Source organism: candidate division WOR-3 bacterium, from assembly GCA_039801365.1.
Lineage (GTDB): Bacteria > Hydrothermota > Tepidihabitantia > Tepidihabitantales > Tepidihabitantaceae > JBDRUN01.
Window position 1 is genome coordinate 1 of sequence record JBDRUN010000066.1, and the last position, 15,535, is coordinate 15,535.

Below are 15,535 nucleotides of genomic sequence, written 5' to 3' on the forward strand. Positions count from 1 at the left end.
GCGGTTCTTTGCACGGTGCTGGCTGTTGCTGGCTGTGCAGGCCCGAAACCTGGGTCGGTCTCGGCCAGAAGAATAACAATGCCGGTTTTCACTGAAGAAGAGCTTGTGCGGGCCGAACCGTTACATGTGGTCGCGGCCACACCGGTCGGGTTGGTCGAAGGCGCTGATGAAGCTGCCGAAATCATCGTCACATTCGATGATGAAATGGTGGCACTGGAGGCAGTGCCAGAGAGCGTCGACTTTCCGCTGCTCATCGCGCCGGACATTCGTGGTACGTGCCACTGGCTTGGTGCGAGGACAGTTGCGTTCCGACCCGACACATCCCTTCCGGTAGCGACCGCGTTCCGGGTCAAAATACCGCGCGGTGTCAGGTCGCTGGCCGGCCGGATGCTCAAGCAGGATTGCGAGTTTGAGTTTGAGACAGTCCGACCGCAGCTTGAGAACTCAACGCCGTATCACAACCAGGAGCTGGTCCAGCTTGCTCCGGTGATATGGCTTGATTTCAACGTACCGATGGACCCGGTTCGGGCGAGGCGCTTCATCCGACTCCAAGCTGCGGACGGCACGGTTGTCCCGCTTCGCATCCGGCGTCCGGGTCGGCGCGAGCAACCACCCGAACACGTCTGGTGGTACAACGCGACGGATTCATCAAATGCGCTTGTCCTTGAACCGGTCCGTCGGCTGCGGATACAGACAAGGTACAACGTTGTGTTGGAATCGGGGCTGCTGGCACGCGAGGGCAATCTCGGGACTGTGGAAAGACGCGAGTTCGGCTTCACCACATTCAACCGGTTCCGGTTCCAGGGCATTCCGGATAAGGACGGTCACCACCCAGAGGACCCGGTGGAATTTGTTTTCTCAAACCCGGTGCCACAGGAGAATCTGCTTCGCTGGGTGAAGTTCAGACCTGAGGTCCGCCTGCCCAAGGAACGCTACAGTTATGCCACCGACCACCACTACGTGTACGCTGAACTCAAGCCTGAGACGACCTACGAGGTGGTACTGTCAAAGTGGCTTTCGGACAAGTTCGGGAACCGGTTGGGTCGGGACGTACGCCTTTCTCTGCGTACAGTATCTTTTCGGCCACGAGTAACAATGCCTACCGGTGCCGGCATCGTAGAGACCGCAGATAAGGTGCAGCACCCGGTATGGATGGTGAACGTTGACTCGGTTGCAATCAGGATGCGTCGGCTCGATGCCGGGCAGGTGATTCCGTTCTGGCGAGCGCAGTATGAGCATGATTACGAGTACGAGACCAGAAACGCTACGGCTGAGCAGCCAGTCGGGACCTTCACGTACGAGAAGATGTGGAAGCCGGGGCTTGCGAGGAACAAGCGGACGCTTCTGCCCCTGAATCTTACGCCGGGGCTGGCAGGCCGGAGATCGGGGTACTTGTTCTTTGAGCTCGACATGTTGGGGGAACCAGAAAGGGGCTCGAGGTACTGCCGGGCATTCGTCCAGGTGACACCGTTCGGTCTGAGCGGGAAGTTCTCACCTGAGAATGGGCTTGGTTACGTGACACGGCTCTCTGATTGTTCGGCAGTTGCTGATGCGACAGTTGAGCTTCGAGACGACCGTAACCAGTTGCTCTGGACCGGTCGGACCGATAGAACCGGGTTTGTTCTCTTCCCGGGCTGGACTGAGCTTGGCGTCTCGTCGCGCAACGAGTGGTCAAGTCCGCGGATGTGGATGTTCGTGCACAACTCCGAGGGCGAAGCGTTCGTGCACTCAGACTGGGGAACCGGTATCTACCCGTACGAGTTCGGGGTGAGCTATGATTGGAACCCGGACCCGACTGAGCCGACCGGTTTTCTGTTCAGCGAAAAGGGGTTGTACAGGCAGTCCGACACGGTTCGGCTCAAGGGAATTATCAGGGATAAGTCCCGAGGTCGCTGGGTGGCGCCGTCCAGGCGCGAGGGTGTGTTGACGGTCACCGACCCGCGGGACCAAGAGGTGTTCAGGCGCGGACTGACCCTATCCGGATGGGGAAGCTTTGACGTAGCGGTGCCACTAAGTGCTGACGCTGTCACCGGATACTATAACGTTACGTTCGAGCAGGGTGAACGATACTTCTATGGGTCGTTCAGGGTTGAAGCGTACCGGCCGGCTGAGTTTGATGTCAGAGTAAGCGCTGAGAGAGAGCAGTACGTTGCCGGCGACTGGTTCGAGGCGACCGTCAGCGGCCAGTATCTATTTGGAGCGCCGATGGCACAGGACCGGGTGGACTGGAGTATCGTGCTCGAACCTTCATTTTTCGTCCCCCCGGGACACGAAGGCTTCACCTGGGGTCCGTCCGTTGACCAAGTTGCTGAGCAGACGGCCGTGCTCGCGTCCGGCTCTGGTAGGTTAGATGCCGAGGGTTGCATCAGGCTCAAGGCAAGACTGGACCTCGGACACAGGACTTCAACCTGCCGAGTAACGTGCGAAGGTACGGTCTTCGCTGCCAATGAGCGAAGCATTTCCGGACGCGAGTCGTTCCTGGTGCATCGGGCCGACCGGTACGTCGGATTGAAGGCGAGCGAGGATTTTGTTGAGCTTGGGGATTCGCTGGGCCTGGACGTGATTGCGGCCGCGCCTGAGGGCAGGCTGTTGCCCGGCACAGGGGTAACCGTTACCGTGTTCCGACGAGTCTGGCGTTCGGCACGCAAGGCTCGGACCGGCGGGCGTTACTCGTGGGTGAGTGAGAAACAGGATGAGGTGGTTGGTTCTTTCAAGCTCCGGACTGAGGTTGGGCCGGTGCGGCGATGGTTCAAGCCGACAAGGCCAGGGTACTACTGGCTCAAGGCTGAAGCCAGAGACGGACGTCGTAATCCGGTGCGGACCGACCTTGCATTCTGGGTCGCGGGCAGAGGCGAGGCGGCCTGGATGATGCGCGACGATGATGTGGTAGAGCTGGTGCGTGACCGGGGTTCATACCAACCTGGAGACACAGCGCGGATTCTGGTGAAGTCGCCTTGGCAGAACGTGAAAGCACTTGTTACGGTCGAGCGTGAGTTCGTGCTTGACTATTTTGTGACCTCACTTTCCGGTAATGCGGAACTGGTGCGGGTTCCAGTCAGGGAAGAATACCTTCCCAACGTGTTCGTATCAGTGATGCTCTTCAAGGGTCGGACCGCCAATAACAAGTTCGGAGAAGAGGGCGAGGATTTGGGCAAGCCTGGTTTCAAGATCGGCTATGTCGAGTTGCCAGTCAACCCGGATGCGAAGAAGCTCGTGGTCAAGGCGGAAACGGAGCGGGACGAATATCGGCCGGGTGAGGAAATAGTCGTTGACCTGTCGGTCATGAACCAGACCAATAGTCCGGTTGCAGCCGAGGTAACAGTTGCGGTAGTTGACTTGGGCGTGCTCAAGCTTATCGGTTATGAGACGCCAGACCCGTTCAGCGTCTTCTATGCTCCACGTTCGCTCGCGGTAGCAACCGCGGAGTCGCGGCTGCACGTCATTGGCCAGCGTAACTACGGCGAAAAGGGCGAGAATGCAGGGGGTGGTGGCATGGACCGGCTCGAACGCCCAGCCAACGGAAGGAATGGCGAGTACGAGTTCGCCTATCGGCAGAGGTTCATGGAGACTGCGCTCTGGCTGCCCGCGGTCAGGACAGACGGCAACGGCCAGGCTCGGGTCCGGTTCAAACTGCCTGACAATCTGACGACCTGGCAGGTGATGGCAGTTGCCGCCACCCAGGACCGGTTTGGTTCTGGTGAGGCAAGATTCAAGACAAACAAGCCGCTGCTGCTAACTGCGTCCCTGCCCAGATTTGTCCGACCGGAAGACAGGTTCTCAGCCGGTGTGATGGTGCACAACCGGACCAACAAGAAGATGACAGTGAACGTTAGGGCGTCCTGCGCAAAGGGCGCCGAGCTTGAGGGCGAGACGAGCCGACAGGTTGAGGTCGAGCCGAACCAACCGCTGGAAGTTCTCTTTTCATACCGGTGTACGGGAGGGACTCAGGCCGAGTTCGCTTTCCATGCATCGGCCGGCGCTGAGCAGGACGGGCTCAAGCTCAGTCTGCCGGTCAAGAACCCGCTTGTCACTGAGGCGGTGGCGGTGTACGAGCAAACAACGGATACGCTTGCCGTACAGACCCTGAGCGCACCGGCTGATGCATTCGTCGGTGTCGGCGGGCTTGAAGTCACTGTGGCGTCGTCTGGCCTTGCCGGACTGGAGCGTGGGCTGGAGTATCTACGCACCTATCCTTATGAGTGCCTCGAGCAGCGGCTGAGCAAGGTTCTACCGTTTATCAGTGGTGAGGCAATAATCAACCAGTTCAGGCTGTCTGAGCTGCGCGCAGACGCATTGCGCCGGTTCGTGCAGACCGAGCTTGACCTGGTACCGAAGTACCAGGACGAGTCTGGCGGGTTCCATTTCTGGGGGGTCGAGTCGTGGAGTCGGCCATCACCATTTCTTTCGGCATACTGTATGTATCTTCTGGCACTGGCCCGGCGCAACGGGTACAAAGTCAACAGCGGAGTGGTCGAACTGGGCAAGTCCTATCTTGTGAACTGGCTCGGGTACGGCCGGAGGGATGAAACATGGCCGTACTCAGTGGACGAGTATCTGACAACAAGGAGTCTTGCGGTCTATGCGCTTACGCTTTGGGACGTGAATACCGAGTCCTACGTGAACGCGCTGTCCGGGTCGCTGGACAAGATGTCAGTGTTTGGCAAGGCGTACCTGCTCAAGACGGTCGCATTGTTGCCTAGGTTAGGCAGCGCACGTACTGTTGGAGACAGGCTCATCCAAGCAATAAACAACAAACTGAAGCTCGCTCCGACTTCGGCCCATTACGAAGAGGAGATGGAAGGCGGTTGGATATTCCATTCCAATGTCCGGACTACCGCGGTTGTACTTCAGGCACTGCTTGAGGCCCGGGGTGAGGTTGAGTTTGCGGAAAAGGTGGTCAAATGGCTTATCGCTGAGCGCAAGTCCGGTCGCTGGCGCACGACCCAGGAGAACGCGTACGTGTTCGGCGCGATGGCGACGTTCTACCGCGTATACGAGAAGACAAGGCCGGATTTTGTGGCCCTAGTGCGATTTGAGGGAAAGACTGTGCTCAGCCAGACGTTCTCAGGTCGCTCGCTTGCAGTCGGAAGACGGGTGGTGCCGTTCGACAGTCTGGCAAAGAGGCCGGTGCCGGTCGAAGTCGTAAAGCGGGGGGAAGGCAGACTCTACTACGGTCTGCGGCTGTCCTACGCGCCCAAGGGTGAGCTCAAGCCTGCGGATGAGGGCTTGAAAATCGAGAAGACCATCAGGCCGTTAGGCAAAGGTTCTGACTTCATGCGCGGTGAGCAGTACCTGGTGACCCTTCGGGTGTACACACCTCAGGACCGGCTGTACGTCGTGGTTGACGACCCGCTGCCCGCAGGCCTGGAAATCGTAAACACGTCGTTTGAGACGGAGCAGCAGAAATCGGCTCGTTTGCCAGAGCAGATGCAGGAAGAAACCGGCTTCTACCTGTGGGGTGACTTTGACCACGAGGAGAAGTACGAAGACCGGTACGTCCTGTTCGCAACCTACCTTCGGCAAGGCCTCCATACCAAGACTTACCTTGTCAAAGCGCTGACCCGAGGCCATTTCTTTATGCCGGCGACAAAGGTCGAGGAGATGTATTCGCCCGAGGTGTTCGGTCGTACCGGACAGCAGTGGGTTGACATCAAATGAGCAGCGGCCGGTTCCGGATGACCAATGGGTAACCAAGACATACTGCCCCGACCTTGCGGCCAGAGAGGCAGGGCCCTTTTACCATTACCCGCTGACTGCGTAAGGCAAGGCAGGATGGGAAGGAAGCGATTGGCTGGCTGGTTGCTCTTGGCCGTGGCTGCCGTGCTGGTGCAGTTGCTTGGAGCCGGTCTGGCACTGTATCTCGCAATCCCGCCGAGCCCGGCTCTTGTGCGTGGGGACAAGCTTGCCGCGCTGGTCGTCACCGACCGGAATGGAGTCGTATTACGCGAAGTTCGCTCGGCAGAATACGGTGTGTCATACTGGGCCGGGCTAGACCGGATTAGCCCATGGTTTCTTGAAGCTGTGCTTGCAGCCGAGGACCGTAGATTCTACTACCATTGCGGTATTGACCTACCAGCACTTGCCCGGGCCGTGCTTGCGAATCTGCGGGCCGGTAGGGTAGTTTCCGGCGGCTCAACCATCACCCAGCAACTGGCGCGAAGCGTGTATCCTGCAAGACGCCGGAACATTCTTGCCAAGGTGGTAGAGATGCTGCAGGCCATACGGCTTGAGCTGCATCTTTCCAAGCGTGAAATCCTTGAAGCCTATGTCAACCGCGTGTGGTTTGGGAATCAGGTTTACGGAGTTGACGCTGCGGCTCGGCTGTACTTTGATCGCACCCCGGACCGGCTGTCGCTGGCTCAGAGCTGCTTTCTTGCTGCGGTCGTGCGGTCGCCCGCAGAGTATGACCCGTACCGACGATTCCGCCGTGCACGGGAACGCCAGCGCTGGATTCTTGCAGCGATGCTGGAGCAGGGCAGGATAGGCGGGTTGGAGTACGAGGCTGCGCTTGCGGAGAGCATCGTGCCGGCTGTGCCCAGAAACCGTTTCCGCGCTCCACATTTTGTGGATATGGTGCTTGCCGCAAAGTCTAAGGCTCAAGGTTCGAGGCTCAAGGCGGGAACGGTGCGCACAACTCTGGACTGGTGTGTGCAACAGCAGTGTGAAGACTTGGTTGAGGCGCAACTGAACCGGCTTGTGGACTATCATGTGACCAATGCCGCGGTAGTCGTGCTTGATCGCAGGACCGGGGACGTAGTGGCAATGGTCGGCTCACGTGACTATTTCTCGCCGGACGCAGGTCAGGTCAACGCCTGCCTGAGCCCAAGGCAACCCGGGTCGGCAGTGAAGCCGTTTGTCTATGCTCTTGCGTTCGAGCAGGGGCTTGCGCCTGCGAGTATTGTATCAGACCTGCCCGGATACTTTTCCGAGCTTGCCGGCGACTACATGCCGCGGAACTACGACCGAGCATTCCATGGGCCGGTGAGCTGCCGTACTGCGCTCGGTTCGTCCTATAACGTGCCGGCAGTACGTCTTGCCGAGCAGGTCGGACCGGCACGGCTGCTGGACGTGCTGCGCCGATGTGGAATCACAAGCCTTGAGCGAGACGCGGGCTATTACGGCCTAGCTCTGGCACTCGGAACCGGTGACGTATCGCTGCTTGAGCTGACGAATGCTTATCGTGTACTTGCCAATTGCGGTGAGTACTCGCCAGTTCGCACGACGTTTGAAACCGGATCAGAGACAACTTCCAGCCGTAGGCGGGTGTTCAGTCCTCAGGCTGCTTTTCTTGTGACCGATATCCTTTGCGACAACGAAGCTCGGGCACCGTCATTCGGCTCGTTTTCCTGTCTGTGCCTGCCGTTTGCCTGTGCAGTTAAGACCGGAACCTCCAAAGATTTTAGGGACAACTGGACGATCGGTTACACACAGGACTACGTGGTTGGGGTGTGGGTCGGCAACTTCGACGGCTCACCGATGCACCGGGTATCGGGTGTAAGCGGTGCCGGACCGCTCTTCCGTGACGTGATGCTCACAGTCCAGCGAGAAGAGCCGGCCGGATTTTCCGAGCCAGCCGGTATCGTCCGCAGGCCGGTTTGTCCTAAGTCAGGGCAGATACCGGGCAGGTTCTGCTCCGGTACGGTGATTGAGCTGTTCGCATCCGGCGATGAGCCATGCGAGACATGCGCAGTTCACCGAGTGCTGCGTGTGAATCCTGAGACCGGCGAGCTTGCATCTGCGTGTCAGCCCGGGGTCGAGCGGGTGTTTGAGGTGTACCCAGCCGAATACTGGTCGTGGATGGCAGACAATGGTATGCCGCTGCCGCCGGCAAGCCCAGAAGAGTCCCGATTTCAAGAATCGGAGTTGTCCGACCGGCCCTCAGTGCTTTTCCCGGACGAGGACGACGTGTTCAAGATTGACCCGGATGTAAGCCGGGATTGCCAGGCGGTTCTGCTCAAAGGACTGGTGCCTCCAGGTACGGTTGAGGCCGCCTGGATTCTGGACGGTCAAGAGCTTGCTCGGGTCCAAGCGCCGTTCACTCTGTTCTGGAATCTTGTTCCTGGCCGGCACCGGCTTCAACTTGCGGCCGGAACAAAGGTCAGTCAGGAAGTTAGCTTTTTGGTCTTGCCCTGAGTCAGATACCGAAGCAGATAGAACATGCATCCCAAGGGAAGATGTCACCAGCTATCAATCGAATCCGGTCTTAGCGGATGACGCTAAGCGCAAAAGTGGCGGAGTCGGTACCGAGAAGCACACGGACAAACCACGGTCCGGGCGCAAGCTCTGGACAGCGGATGGACGTGCCTGACACTGATGCGCCTAGTCGTCCGTCCGGCGAGAAGAACCGCACGACAACCGGCCGGGATGATTCGACCAGTACCGAGCCGGTCCGGACCGGCGAGCGTGGGCTGGTAGGTAGTATGCGGGCCAGTGGAGCATCGGTCTGGCCAACACCTCGACACTCCAGCCAGAATGTGCGGATTGCCGCTGCTGCATATTCGCAGCAGGCCGGTACAATCCAGAGCGACCAGGAATTGGCGAGGGAATTTGAGATGCGGTCATTGCCGCAAGGGTAGCCGCCAGACGGATAAGGCCGGTACCGGCCCCAGCCACCGGGCGCATCCGGTGGTGCATAGTACTGTGATGGTTTGAATCCGACTGATTCAACATCGGTCGCGGCGAACGCTGCAGCTCTTACCATCAGGGTATCAAGCATGGCCTCGGGAATGCGGTCAGGCCGGGCGCGGTTGAGCTCATTAGAGGTAACTTCACAGTATTGCTCAAAGTTATCGAAGTACAAGGGCCAGGAATGATTCTCGACCAGACCGGAAGTGCCGGCTCCATGGGGAGAGATGTGAGCGTGCGCCGGTACGAACAAGTCCTGCAGGTTGTGGATGATGTGACCCAGCATATAGTAGGCGTCGGCACGATTGAAGTTATAGGCTGCGACTGCTGCTGCCCAGTTGTTCGGGTTCTGAGTGTCATGGACCCACTGGATTGCGTTTAGATGTCGGCGTGCAGTCGGCCACCACGCGCCAGGAACCGCAACACAGTATCCTGAGTAATCGCAATAGGAACCGTTGACCTCATCTTCATCGTAGTCCTCGTCGTGAGTGCCGGAGAGCATCTCGTCACGAAATGCCTGGATTTCTGAAGCCATTTCCGGATAGCGCACTGCACAGATCTCAATTGAGCGGCCAAGCATGTCCTGATGCTCAAGATACGGCCAGGTGTCCCACCAGCCGAGGGTGATGCCGGTGCTGAGGAGCAGCAGCGCTGGGAAAAGGACACGCAGGTTCCAGACCACGACGCAAGGTTAGTCCTGGTACTGGGAGGTGTCAAGCAGCAACTCTCCCGAGTGTGGTAGGCTGAGAAAAGGCGAGTCTACCGTCCGATTCGAGTGCTGTGCGAGGCCAGCTACAGCACCTATGGTGATGGAAGATGCACCCGAAACTGCCAGCCGTACTCAAAGTACCCGGTTGCGAGTGCGGTCCTCTGGGATGCAACATTGGCATCGGAGGTTGAATATACCGGTATGCGGCCGAGCTCGAGTACTGCCCTTGTGGTATGCGCGACCGCGGTACGACCAAAGCCCTGATTCCGGAATTCCTCAATGGTTCCAGGCACTGCGATGTCAGCAACTCGGTCGGCCATGTGGGGAACCGGAAACGTACCCGCAATCGAAACCGGTCTTTTCCCATGATATGCTGCGAATGCAGTACGCTCGTGGACCGAATGTTCAAGCCACGACCCGGCCATCCCGGTCGCGGCAATGGTCGGAATATCATCGGGCTCAATCGGACGGCACGGATGGACCTGCCAGAAACGTAGGTTCTCGCGTAGGCAATAGAAAATCGGGCCTGAGCTTGAAGACACCCGGGCGCGGATTCCGAGTACCCTGGTTGCGGCTACGACGAACCGTCTGGCCGCCTCTGGCCGACGCAGGTTTGCAAGGCCGATAGTCCGGGCAAGACCTGAGACTGCCCTGAGCAGTCTGCCCTGGACTGAGATGGCGCACCGGCTCTGGGTCAGGATCATCCACAAAGGGAATGTGTAGCCGTACAACAGCTCAGGTCGTTCGCGGCGGGAAGAGGCGGTGATGACCGTTTTGCCGGGTGGCACCAGCGAGAGGTCGCACCCGAGATACTCGGAGAAGAAGTCGTCGAGAACCGCAATCGGCCGCGGCTCCGCGCTGCCCTGCTTCATGACTCAAGAATAGGGCAGACCGGCCGCGAAGTCAAAACCTTGGGTCGGTGAAGACAGGAGGGGAGTGTCCCTAAAAGCTTTCCGGCCTTCCGGGTTCACGGGCCATACTTGACCCGGAAAAGGGATTGGCGATACTGCATCGGTGAAGAGAACTGGACCAGCAGCTCAAGGTCAGAGCCGGGCCTGGCTTTGGTTCGTTGTCATTTCCGGAACTGGGTTTGCAGTCCGGCTCATATACCTGTTGCAGGCGCGACAGCACGACCCTTTGTTCTTTGCGCCACAGATGGATGCGGAATATCACCATCGCTGGGCCTTGGCGATCGTTTCCAATACAGAGTTCATCCGAGACGCTTTTTTCCGGGCACCGTTGTATCCCTACTTTCTTGCCGGGTTGTACAAGCTCGGTCTAGGTCTGTTTGGTGCGAGGGTTGCGCAGGCAGTTCTGGGCAGTGCAAGCTGCGGGTTCGTCTTCCTGCTTGCTCGGCGCTTGCTGAAGAGTCGGCAACAGGCAACCGGACTTGCCGACCGGACCAGGGAACGCGTCGCGGTAGCGTCGGGCTTGGTGATGGCCGCGTATCCGCTCGCGGTGTATTTTGACGGTGAGCTTCTGATACCTTCTCTGCTCGTTTTCCTGGTGCTTCTGGGCATGGTGCTGCTGTACCGGTCTCTGGAGAACGGCCGGCAGTGGTGGCTGCCTGGTCTCGTGTTCGGGCTGGCGGCAATCGCCAGACCGAACGTGCTCGCATTCGTTGCCGTGTTCGCGGTGTGGTTGCTGGTGAAGTACCGCAGCAAGGTGTGGTCGAGGCTGGGGTGGTTTCTCGGCGCGGTGTGCATCGTGATTGCTCCGGTGACCGTCAGGAACTACGTTGTGTCGGGAACGTTTGTGCCCATTGCGTGGCAGGCCGGTACAAACTTCTACATCGGAAACAATCCGGAGTCGGACGGGGTGACTGCGATTGTGCCGGGCACGCGCGGCAGTTGGTGGGGCGGGTACTTCGATGTCAAGACTCAGGCCGAGAAGGCACTGGGACGCGAACTTAAGGGTGCTGAGATTGACCGATACTGGCTTGGCCAGGGCCTGGACTTCTGGCGAAAACAGCCGCTCAGAGCACTTTGGCTTGTAGTGCGCAAGACGTATCTTCTACTTTCCGGCTATGAGGTATCCAACAACCGGAACATCTACTACTACAAGCGGTTCACATTTCTGAACTTGCTCATATTTCAGACAGTATTTCTCAAGTTCCCGTTCGGTCTGCTCCTGCCGCTGGCCTTGGTTGGCATCTACCTTGGTCGGAGTATTGCGCGAAGATGGATGCCGGTGTTTCTTTTTCTTGTTTCATTTGGGCTGTCGTTTGTAGCATTCTTCGTGACTGCCCGGTACCGGATGCCGATGGTACCATTTCTCATCGTGCTTGCCGTGTATGGCGTTACGCGCCTGGCAAAGGCAAGAGGCAGGGAGCTTGGTATCGGGCTTGCACTTCTTGCGGGCGCTCTTGTTTTCTTCAACGCCGGTCTGTTCGGTGCAGGCCGGGCTGGTGTACTTGGGCCGGGCAGAGTTGAGGATCAGGCGCAGACTCATCTTTCTGCCGCGATGGGCATGTTCCAGCAGGGCCGGCTTGCGGATGCGCTTGGCGAGGTGCGGACTGCGCTTGAGTACGACTCGGCGGAGAACGTGCTTGTCCTTGAGTCGGCTATTTACGTTGAGATGGGAAAGCTGGAGCAGGCCCGGGTTGCCGCACAGGCCGCAGTTGATCGGTTCCCCTCGAGCCCGGAGCCGTATGGTCAGCTCGGTAATGTGTTTGCCCGTGCCGGGCAGCTTGATTCAGCCCGAGTGTGCTTTGAGAAGGTGTGCGAACTGGACCCGAACTCGGCCTCGAGCTGGAACAATCTCGGCAATATCGCGATGATGCAGTCCGACTTCACATCGGCACGGACGTATTTCGAGAAGGCTTTGGCGATAGAACCGACCTTTGTGGTTACGCTCTTCAACCTCGGGCTGCTGGATTGGCAGGAAGGAAATAGGGACTTGGCCCGAAGCCGCTGGAAGCGGGCGCTTGAACTGGACCCTTCCTACACCAAGGCCAAACAGGCGCTTGAGCACTTCCGTTAGTGACCGTGTCAGCTCAGGGCTAGGGGCTGACGTGCGACTGGGTGCTGACTGCCTCATTGACGTCAGGGGCAGCGGCCATACAATGATCACTGGTCTTGTAAGGGAGCACAATGAAGAGAATCAGATACGGCAGAGCAGCTGCCTTGTCTCTGCTGCTGGGCGGTACGATGGCAACCGCCTTGGCTCAGCTGAGCTATGTGGAAAGTTCGGCTGGGTTGATACCGCCGACGATGGAAAGCGGCAAGACCGAACTGGAGTTCGCCGACGTCAACAACGACGGCAACGTTGACCTGTTGTCAATTGGCGACCACGGCAGCCCCTACGTCAATACCGACCAGCACGGCGTCATGGTCTGGTTTGGCGACGGGCAGGGAAACTGGAGCGTGTTCATGTCGGGCGACTTCGGATACGGTGGTATTGCGGTCGGCGATGTCAATAACGATGGCTTGCTCGATGTGGGATACGGCATGCATCACAACTACTCCGGGGTTCCTTTCGGCGACCAGCTAATCGAGGCAGCGCTCGGCGACGGCACGGGTCGCAACTGGACACCGTGGGATTCGGGTCTGGCTACGAACGGCGAGACCTGGGGCATGTTCGGCACTGATTTCGCGGACTTTGACAGTGATGGCTGGCTTGACCTGGTCTCAAACTCGTTCGGCGGCTCGGCCGGCGTCCACGTCTATCTGAACCAGCGGACCGGCTACTGGGTGCAAAGTTTCGGTTTTGTCGGCGGGCTGTCAAAGAATGAGGTGACAACCGGTGACATTGACAACGACGGTGACATTGATTTCGTGGTTGGCCATCAGTATGGCTCGGTCTATCTCAACGATGGCACAGGCCGTTTCGTTCTGACCGACCGCAATCTGCCTCCAGGTGAGTCGCAGGGCCGGCTGGGTGTGGCGCTGGGCGATGTTGACAATGACGGAGCCCAGGAGTTCTCCTTCGTCAACGCCACCGGCGGAGTCGGGGTATGGAAGTGGCAAGCGGCCGCTGATAGCTGGGTCAGTCTGAGTGCAGGTCTGCCCAGCACAGGGGTTCAGGCAACTTGGCTATGTGATATGGACTGTGACGGGTATGTGGACCTGGTCGGGTTCGGCAACGGCAACGGCGTTGTCTGGCGTGGTGACGGTCAGGGGAACTGGACCCAGACCGCAACGTTTTCGACCCCGTCACCTGGCACCGGTCGGACGTTGCGAGCGGGTGGAGACGTTGACCACAACGGGTTTCCGGATGTTGCCCTGGTTGCGGTTTCGGGTACGCGCAACTACGTGCGCTGCTTCAGGGAAGCGTCGGTCGCAGATAGTCTGCGCATCATGCCGGGATTTCCGCGGGGAGGCGAGCGTCTCATTGCCGGTTCGGTCCGGTTCATAGACTGGTGGAGCGAAGCGCAGAACGCTGCGGACACCAGAGTAAGGCTTGAACTCTCGGTCCATGGCGCAGGTGGACCCTGGCAGACGATTGCCGACAGCCTACGGAACAGTGGCAGATACCAGTGGACCGTGCCGGATTGTCCTTCAGCCCAGTGTCATATCCGCTACACTGTTTTCGGCCCGTCGGGCTCGGTCTCATGCGTCACTACCCGGCCGTTCACCATCATCGGCAGGACCGGCATCACAAGGCCGGATGGGTTCGGGCCAGTGCCGGAAGCAGACGGTCGGTTGAGGCTTTGTCCGAATCCGGTAACCGGTCAACTTGTTTCGGCGATAGGGTCAGCCCTGACCGGGACGGTGCAGGTTCGGATGTACGATGCAACCGGGCGCTGTGTCCTCGCTCGATTGCTGAAAGCTGCTCGTACCGGCACACTTGACCTTGACCTGCGGTCGGTCACGCCTGGAGTTTACGTTCTGTTGTTTGATACTGGCCGGCACTCGACGGTCCAGACGGTCGTCAAGGTCCACTAAGGCTCCCTGAAGCAGGGTTGTGGCGTGCGAGTGCTGATTCCGGGCTTTCCCCGAAGTTTCGTGCCTAGCGTTGAAACTGGTTGGCCGTGGGAAGCTTCAAAGTCGCAGTCAGGGCAAATCCGGCGGACGCCGGCACTAGACCCGAGCGTTTGCTATCTTTCTCGCTACCTCGTCGAGTTCCCGGTCTGAGAATTGCGGCTTCAGCCGTGCCTGGCAGAAGTGATGGAACTCAAGCGTCTTGTCCAGGATGTTCTCTTCGCCTTCAATTGAAGGAACAAGCAGCATGTGCAGGTGCGGTACCCTGGTGCCACGCAGAAGCAGCGTCACGTACTTGCAGTTGAAGGCGTGCTTTATCTTGCGGGCTACCAAATAGACCGTTTTCAGAAACGGGCCAGCAATACCGTCCTGCGGCTCGATGTCAGTAAACCAGACAACGTGTTTCTTCGGAATGACAAGGCAATGGCCCCTCGAAATAGGGTAGAGGTCGAGGAATGCGAGGGTGTGTTCATCCTCGTACACTTTGCGGGCCGGCGCCTTGCCAGCAACTATCTGGCAGAAGATACATTCACTCATTATGACTCCTTACCAGCTTGCAGGCTTGCAGATGATTTCACGGACCCTGGTGTCGAAGAATTGCCGAGAGTGAGCTGGTCGAATGACAAGTGCGGTATCTGCACCTGTACCGGTGCCGGCGATGGCAATTACGTCCTTGCCAAAGGGAATTAGTCCGGCATCAAGGGCCATGACCGAGATTTCAACACAGACCTTGGTACCTTCGCCAAACGTTCGATAGGTACTGGCGACAATCTCAGCCGGGTACAGTCCGCCGAACTTCATCCGGACTGCCCGATCAATCCCGGCGAACAGATGGGTTGTGCGCAGGACCGATATGCCGAAACGGGCCAGCTTGTTCTCTGTTTCGTCGCTGAGCTCGGACTTGCCAGGTTTACTGAACCCCGCATGGTGTGTGACGCATACCGCTTGCATCTGTGACGGCAGGAGTCGAGCCAGAGCCAGGGCAGTCCGGCCGGTGGTCGAGGCGACGACCAGGTGTGTGATGTCAAGTTCGGCAGCTCGTGCGAGCGCAGCCTGAAGCGTTGCTGCGGTCGTTGAGCCGCGGGGCGGTTCTCTTTTCTTCATCTTGCCTCCATGGTCAGTACTGGATGATAGGCATTGTTGTTTCCCGGTCAAGAACGGGGCGGCCAGAAGGCCGCCCCAAGTCACGTTTGAGCGCCTACTTTGGCTTGAAGTGAAGGATGTCGGTTATGGCACCCTCCCGCTTGGCCTGAGGTTTCAGGACCGCGGTTACTTTCAT

The 15,535-nt window shown here is 58.7% G+C and carries 8 protein-coding genes; 4 read left to right on the top strand and 4 right to left on the bottom strand.

The features are described from left to right. Positions 1-78: 78 nt before the first annotated feature. Entirely contained in the window at positions 79-5,658 is a 5,580-nt protein-coding gene (locus ABIL25_08300) for an alpha-2-macroglobulin family protein (protein MEO0082276.1), read from the top strand. Positions 5,659-5,772: 114 nt separating this feature from the next. Further along, complete coding sequence (gene pbpC / locus ABIL25_08305; protein ID MEO0082277.1) at positions 5,773-8,133, top strand: penicillin-binding protein 1C; 2,361 nt, start codon at positions 5,773-5,775, stop codon at positions 8,131-8,133. 70 nt (positions 8,134-8,203) lie between these two features. Here pbpC and ABIL25_08310 read toward each other — a convergent pair whose 3' ends face one another. Then, the gene (locus ABIL25_08310) at positions 8,204-9,307 is read right to left on the bottom strand and encodes a hypothetical protein (protein ID MEO0082278.1); all 1,104 of its coding nucleotides are present in this window, start codon (positions 9,305-9,307) and stop codon (positions 8,204-8,206) included. A 119-nt stretch (positions 9,308-9,426) separates the two neighbouring features. Next, positions 9,427-10,206 (bottom strand): hypothetical protein, encoded by a 780-nt coding sequence (locus tag ABIL25_08315; GenBank protein ID MEO0082279.1) that lies wholly within the window; start codon positions 10,204-10,206, stop codon positions 9,427-9,429. A gap of 142 nt (positions 10,207-10,348) precedes the next feature. On the opposite strand from ABIL25_08315, the gene ABIL25_08320 reads away from it, so the two are divergent. Then, entirely contained in the window at positions 10,349-12,316 is a 1,968-nt protein-coding gene (locus ABIL25_08320; protein MEO0082280.1) for a tetratricopeptide repeat protein, read from the top strand. Between the two features lie 110 nt (positions 12,317-12,426). Next, positions 12,427-14,220: an FG-GAP-like repeat-containing protein gene (locus ABIL25_08325; GenBank protein MEO0082281.1), complete on the top strand. Its 1,794-nt coding sequence runs from the start codon at positions 12,427-12,429 to the stop codon at positions 14,218-14,220. Between the two features lie 135 nt (positions 14,221-14,355). Here ABIL25_08325 and ABIL25_08330 read toward each other — a convergent pair whose 3' ends face one another. Together ABIL25_08330 and ABIL25_08335 are read right to left on the bottom strand one after the other, a co-directional pair. Continuing rightward, on the bottom strand, positions 14,356-14,793 hold the full coding sequence (locus tag ABIL25_08330) for an HIT domain-containing protein (protein MEO0082282.1): 438 nt from the start codon (positions 14,791-14,793) through the stop codon (positions 14,356-14,358). A 9-nt stretch (positions 14,794-14,802) separates the two neighbouring features. Beyond that, the gene (locus ABIL25_08335; GenBank protein MEO0082283.1) at positions 14,803-15,360 is read right to left on the bottom strand and encodes a pyruvate kinase alpha/beta domain-containing protein; all 558 of its coding nucleotides are present in this window, start codon (positions 15,358-15,360) and stop codon (positions 14,803-14,805) included. Positions 15,361-15,535 lie beyond the last annotated feature (175 nt).